The organism is Brevibacterium sp. AGC70, assembly GCF_057334195.1.
The window spans coordinates 367,280-372,122 of the sequence record NZ_JBHFIH010000001.1 but is presented as its reverse complement, the minus strand read 5'-3'; the positions used below and the strand labels follow the sequence as shown (position 1 = coordinate 372,122).

5 protein-coding genes are annotated in these 4,843 nt (G+C 62.8%); 1 reads left to right on the top strand and 4 read right to left on the bottom strand.

Features of this window, described 5'->3' with window-relative positions:
- Positions 1 to 34: 34 nt before the first annotated feature.
- Genes ACE03M_RS01685 through sdhC form a run of 4 tightly spaced genes read right to left on the bottom strand, consistent with a single transcriptional unit; the run spans position 35 to position 3,434 of the window.
- Entirely contained in the window at positions 35 to 832 is a 798-nt protein-coding gene (locus ACE03M_RS01685; protein WP_096157341.1) for a succinate dehydrogenase iron-sulfur subunit, read from the bottom strand.
- Positions 832 to 2,592, bottom strand: coding sequence for a succinate dehydrogenase flavoprotein subunit (sdhA, locus tag ACE03M_RS01680; protein ID WP_485932401.1), 1,761 nt, complete (start codon positions 2,590 to 2,592; stop codon positions 832 to 834). Before sdhA ends, ACE03M_RS01685 begins: the two co-directional genes overlap by 1 nt.
- A 10-nt stretch (positions 2,593 to 2,602) precedes the next feature.
- Positions 2,603 to 3,055, bottom strand: coding sequence for a succinate dehydrogenase, hydrophobic membrane anchor protein (sdhD, locus tag ACE03M_RS01675; protein WP_485932399.1), 453 nt, complete (start codon positions 3,053 to 3,055; stop codon positions 2,603 to 2,605).
- 1 nt (position 3,056) lies between these two features.
- Positions 3,057 to 3,434, bottom strand: a complete 378-nt coding sequence (gene sdhC / locus ACE03M_RS01670) for a succinate dehydrogenase, cytochrome b556 subunit (protein ID WP_101572978.1) — start codon at positions 3,432 to 3,434, stop codon at positions 3,057 to 3,059.
- A gap of 316 nt (positions 3,435 to 3,750) precedes the next feature.
- Here sdhC and ACE03M_RS01665 point away from each other — a divergent pair.
- A partial coding sequence (locus ACE03M_RS01665) for a mannose-1-phosphate guanylyltransferase (RefSeq protein WP_485932397.1) occupies positions 3,751 to 4,843 on the top strand: 1,093 nt, incomplete at its 3' end.

Here is a 4,843-nt window from a genome sequence, read left to right as displayed (position 1 = left end):
GCCCACGACCGCCTCGGCGATTCAGAAGTTCAGATCAGAATGCGCGCTGCAGGACTGCCTGCTTCACCTCGGCGATGGCCTTGGTGATTTCGATGCCACGAGGGCAGGCCTCGGTGCAGTTGAAGGTGGTGCGGCAACGCCACACACCTTCCTTGTCGTTGAGGATCTCCAGGCGCATGTCTCCGCCTTCGTCACGCGAATCGAAGATGAAGCGGTGCGCGTTGACGATGGCTGCCGGCCCGAAGTACTGGCCATCGGTCCAGAACACGGGGCACGACGAGGTGCACGCGGCGCAGAGAATGCACTTCGTGGTGTCGTCGAATGCCTCACGCTGCTCGGCCGACTGCAGACGCTCACGCGTCGGCTCGTGACCGGACGTGATGAGGAACGGCATGACCTCACGGTACGACTGGAAGAAGGGCTCCATGTCGACGATGAGGTCCTTTTCCAGAGGCAGGCCCTTGATCGCCTCGACGGTGATCGTCTTGGATGTGTCCAGATCCTTCAACAGGGTCTTGCAGGCCAAACGGTTGCGGCCGTTGATGCGCATGGCATCGGAGCCGCACACGCCGTGGGCACAGGAACGGCGGAAGGACAGCGAACCGTCCTCCTCCCACTTGATCTTGTGCAGGGCGTCCAGGACACGGTCGGTGCCGTACATGGTGACCTTGTACTCCTCCCAGTGCGCCTCTTCGTCCTGTTCGGGATCGAAGCGTGCGATCTGGAAGGTGCAGTCGAACGACGGGATCGAACCGCTGTCGCCGGCCACATGGTCGGGCAGGTCGATCTTCGAGGCCGGCTCCGGGGTTTCGGTTGAGGTATCGGTGCTCATCAGTACTTACGCTCCATCGGCTGGTAACGGGTGACGATGACGGGCTTCGTCTCCAGACGCATGCCCTTGATGCCGTCGGTCTCGGAATCAGGATCGAGGTACGTCATCGTGTGGTGCATGAATCCCTCGTCGTCACGATCCGGGAAGTCTTCTCGGAAGTGCCCACCGCGTGATTCCTTGCGGTGGATGGCGGCGACGGAGATGACCTCGGCGAGTTCGAGCAGGAAGTTCAGCTCGACGGCCTCGAGGAGGTCGAGGTTGAAGCGCTTGCCGCGGTCCTGAATGCCGACGTTGTTGTAACGTTCACGCAGTTTCGCGATCTCGTCGAGCGCTTCGCGCAGTGTCTCGTCAGTGCGGAAGACCTGGACGTTGGCGTCCATGAGCTCCTGCAGATCCTTGCGGATGGCGCCGATGCGCTCGGTGCCGTCGGAGGTCCGCATCTTCTCGAGGAGTGCGACGGTATCGCCCTCGGAACCTTCCGGCAGCTCAACGAAGTCAGCGGTCTTCGCATATTCCGCGGCGGCGATGCCGGCGCGCTTGCCGAAGACGTTGATGTCGAGCAGCGAGTTCGTACCCAGGCGGTTCGAACCGTGCACGGACACGCAGGCAACCTCACCGGCGGCGTAGAGGCCGGGGATGACGTTGTCGTTGTCAGCGAGCACCTCGGCGCCGACATTGGTCGGAATGCCGCCCATGGCGTAGTGCGCGGTCGGGAAGACCGGCACGGGCTCCGTGTAGGGCTCCACACCGAGGTAGGTGCGGGCGAACTCGGTGATGTCGGGCAGCTTGGCATCGATGTGCGCGGGCTCGAGGTGGGTGAGGTCGAGCAGGACGTAGTCCTTGTTCGGACCGCAGCCGCGGCCCTCGCGCACTTCATTGGCCATGGAACGGGCCACGATGTCACGAGGAGCGAGGTCCTTGATCGTCGGGGCGTAGCGTTCCATGAAGCGCTCACCATCGGAGTTGCGCAGGATCGCGCCCTCGCCGCGGGCCGCCTCGGAGAGCAGGATGCCCAGACCGGCCAGGCCGGTCGGGTGGAACTGGAAGAATTCCATGTCCTCGAGCGGGATGCCCCGGTTGTAGGCCACAGCCATGCCGTCCCCGGTCAGGGTGTGTGCGTTCGAGGTGGTCTTGAATACCTTGCCCACGCCGCCGGTTGCGAAGACGACCGACTTTGCCTGGAACAGGTGGATCTCGCCGGTGGCCAGTTCGTAGGCGACGACGCCCGCCGGACGGCGGACTCCGTCGACCTCGGTCATGGCCAGGTCGAGGACGTAGAACTCGTTGTAGAACTCGACACCGTGCTTGACGCAGTTCTGGTACAGAGTCTGGAGGATCATGTGACCGGTGCGGTCGGCTGCGTAGCAGGAGCGACGGACCGGGGACTTGCCGTGGTCACGGGTGTGACCACCGAAGCGACGCTGATCGATCTTGCCTTCGGGTGTCCTGTTGAAGGGCAGCCCCATCTTCTCGAGATCGAGGACCGCGTCGATGGCTTCCTTGGCCATGACCTCGGCGGCATCCTGGTCGACCAGGTAGTCACCGCCCTTGACGGTGTCGAAGGTGTGCCACTCCCAGTTGTCCTCTTCCACATTCGCCAGTGCGGCGCACATGCCGCCCTGGGCCGCACCGGTGTGCGAACGCGTGGGGTAGAGCTTGGTCAGGACTGCGGTCCGGGCACGCTGGCCCGATTCGATCGCTGCACGCATCCCGGCGCCACCGGCACCGACGATGATGACGTCGTATTGATGTACCTGCATGTTTCTCCTTCTATGCGGCCGAGCAGAACGACGCCAGCAATGCGGGGTCGGCTCCGGCCGGGCAGGGATCGAATGTGAAGATGACGAGCGTGCCGAGCACGATGACGATGACCGAAGCGATGTAGAGGATCATCTGCAGGGCCATGCGGGTGCCGGGCTTCTCGGCATAGTCCATGATGATGGTGCGCAGGCCGTTGGTGCCGTGCAGCATTGCCAGCCACAGCATCAGCAGATCCCAGATCTGCCAGAACGGGCTGGCCCATTTGCCGGCCACGAACCCGAAGTCGATGGCCTGGACGCCTTCTCCGGCCCACAGGTTCACGAAGAGGTGGCCGAAGATGAGGATGACGAGGATGACGCCGGAGATGCGCATGAACAGCCATGCGAACATCTCGAACTTCGAACGTGTTGATTTGTGGCGCGAGTAGCCGGTGCGCGGAGCCGGGATCGATGTTGTGCTCATGTCATCCTCCGAACGTGTGCATCAGCTGGCGGGGGATGAAGGCGATCATAATGATGAGCCATACGATGATGACTCCCCAGAACAGCTTCTTCTGATTCTTCGGTCCGCTCTTCGAGAAGTCGACGAGAATGACGCGAAGGCCGTTGAACGCATGGAATGCGATTGCGGCAACGAGTGCGATCTCGCCGATGGCCATGAACGGGGTCTTGTAGGTTCCGATCACGGCATTGTAGGCCTCGGGTGAGACGCGAACGAGTGCAGTATCGAGCACGTGGACCAACAGAAAGAAGAAGATTCCGACGCCTGTGACGCGATGCGCGACCCAGGACCACATTCCTTCATTTCCTCGGTACAGAGTGCCCGTAGACGCTTTGGCCACGGAGCATCCTCCATCTTGGATTAATCGACTGTGTACATCAAGAAACTACGCCGAACGCCGCCTGGTTGCCAGTCGAGCTTCGCCTGAGCGTGGTGGATCACATTAAGTTCCTGGCAGTTCCCTCACAGCGGTCATTCTCGGATACGACGAAATTCAATTACATCACAATCGTGTGTGCTAACTTTTCTGGCCGCCGGGCTGACCTGGTGAGTCGGGATCCTTTCCGGATTGGAGCCAGTCTGGTTACGGTTCTCCTCACCCCGACACGGCGGAGAACATCGGTCAGAGAGTGCCCGAACTTTGAGACACTGATGGTGTGAACACACACTTCCACGCCATCATCCCCGCCGGCGGATCCGGAACCCGGCTCTGGCCGCTCTCCCGCAAGGCATCGCCGAAGTTCCTCCATGACGTGTTGGGTACGGGCCGGAGCCTGATCCAGTCGACCTGGGATCGTGTCGCACCCCTCGTCGGACCCGAGAAGGTGTGGGTCGTGACGGGGGAGAGCCACCGTGATCAGGTCGCTGAGCAGCTTCCCGAGATCGCGGTGCACAAGATCCTCGCCGAGCCCTCGCCGAAGGATTCGGCAGCCGCGATCGGTCTGGCGACCATGCTCATCGCACAGGAAGACCCGGACGCGATCGTCGGCTCGTTCTCCGCAGACCATTCGATCACCAACGTCGACGAGTTCCGGCTGGTCATCGACCAGGCCTGCGCTGCCGCCGAGACCGGTGACATCGTCACCATCGGCATCATGCCCCGCAACCCCGCCACCGCCTATGGTTACATCGAGACCGGTGACCTGCTGGGCCTCGACGGCGCACCGACTGCGCGGCGAGCCATGGCCTTCGCTGAGAAGCCGGCTGCGAGCACGGCCCGCGCCTACGTCAATTCCGGCCGCTACCGCTGGAACGCCGGCATGTTCATCGCCAAGGCCTCCGCCCTCCTCGAGGTCCTCGAAACCGAGGATCCGACCCTGTATGCAGGTCTGTCTCGGATTGCGCAAGCGTGGGGCTCGGATGCTCAGGCCGAGGTGCTTGCCGACGTGTGGCCCGGCTTGGAGAAGCGCGCCATCGATTACGTCGTCGCCGAGCCCGCTGCCGCGGCAGGCCGTGTCATCGTCATCCCCGGCGACTTCGGCTGGGACGACGTCGGCGACTTCGACTCCGTGGCACGATTGCGCCAGCCGGTGCCAGGTGAGCCAGCGGGGGTCATCTCGATCGGTCAGAACTGCGACCTCCTCGAGATCGACGCCTCAGGTGTCGTCTTCTCGGAGTCCAAGAAGCCGCGCACGGTTGCGATCGTCGGCCTCGACGATCTCGTCGTCGTCGACACCGAGGACGTCCTGCTCATCACCTCCCGGTCCCATGCCCAGGATGTGAAGAAGGCAGTCTCGGCCGCCGGGGAGC

Coding starts and splice junctions, on each gene's coding strand:
- sdhD (WP_485932399.1), bottom strand. CDS start 3,055: ATGAGCACAACATCGATCCCGGCTCCGCGCACCGGCTACTCGCGCCAC.
- ACE03M_RS01685 (WP_096157341.1), bottom strand. CDS start 832: ATGAGCACCGATACCTCAACCGAAACCCCGGAGCCGGCCTCGAAGATC.
- sdhA (WP_485932401.1), bottom strand. CDS start 2,592: ATGCAGGTACATCAATACGACGTCATCATCGTCGGTGCCGGTGGCGCC.